Genomic DNA, 1,153 nt, shown 5'->3' with positions numbered 1-1,153 from the left:
CCGTTACTTACACCGCAACCGTGGGCGCCCCGGTCACGGGTTCGCCAGTCGTGGTAACTCTGGCCAACGGCCAGAACATCACCATCGAAGTCGGCAAAACCACCGGCACCGTGACCACCACCGCGCCGAACGATGCGCTGGCCGGTAACGCACCGCTGACCAACTCGATCACGGGGGTTTCTGGCGGCAACTACGAAGACCTCGTAGCCGACAAGACCCCGGTTTCGACCACCGTCACCGACGTCGTCGACACCACTAACCTGTCGCTGTCAGCGACCGGTACCGTGGCTGAGGGCGGCTCAATCGTCTACACCGCCACCCTGACCAACGCTGCTGGCTCGCCAGTCACCGTGACCCTGTCGAACGGCGCAGTGATCACCATCGAGGCGGGCAAGACCACGGGCACCGTCACTGTTCCGGCTCCAGCCGATGACGTCTATAAAGACGCCGGCAAAGTCGAAGCAACCATTTCGACTGCCACAGGCGGCAACTTCGAGAACCTGGTGCCAAGCACTGTTCCGGCCGTTACCAACGTCACCGATACAATCGACACCTCGACCGTCAAACTGACGGCCGATACTTCCGTGGCTGAAGGCGGCACCGTCACTTACACCGCCACCGTTGGTGCTCCGGTTACCGGTTCGCCAGTCGTGGTAACTCTGGCTAACGGTCAGAACATCACCATCGAAGTCGGCAAAACCACCGGCACTGTCACCACCACCGCGCCTAACGACGCATTGGTTGGTCAGGCACCGCTGACCAACTCGATCACTGACGTGAGCGGTGGCAACTACGAAAACCTCGTGGCCGACAAAACACCGGTTTCGACCACCGTCACCGACGTCGTAGACACCACCAACCTGACGCTGAGCGCCACCGACTCGGTCGCCGAGGGCGGTTCGATTGTCTACACCGCGACCCTGACCAACGCCGCGGGTTCGCCAGTCACCGTGACTCTGTCGAACGGCGCCGTCATCACTATCGAGGCAGGTAAAACCACCGGCACTGTGACTGTTCCAGCGCCTACCGATGACGTCTACAAAGATGCCGGCAAAGTCGAAGCAACCATTTCGACTGCTACTGGTGGCAACTTCGAGAACCTGGTGCCAAGCACTGTTCCGGCCGTGACTGAAGTGACCGACACCATCGACAC

1 protein-coding gene is annotated in these 1,153 nt (G+C 60.9%); it reads left to right on the top strand.

The window, feature by feature from the left end; translation table 11 throughout:
- A partial coding sequence (locus AACY11_RS28240; RefSeq protein ID WP_339496329.1) for an immunoglobulin-like domain-containing protein occupies positions 1-1,153 on the top strand: 1,153 nt, incomplete at both ends.

This window comes from Pseudomonas sp. RA_105y_Pfl2_P56, from assembly GCF_963970845.1.
In the GTDB taxonomy this organism is placed as follows: Bacteria; Pseudomonadota; Gammaproteobacteria; order Pseudomonadales; family Pseudomonadaceae; genus Aquipseudomonas; species Aquipseudomonas baetica_A.
The sequence above is the reverse complement of the archived record's forward strand: the minus strand, read 5'-3'. Positions and strand labels throughout refer to the sequence as shown.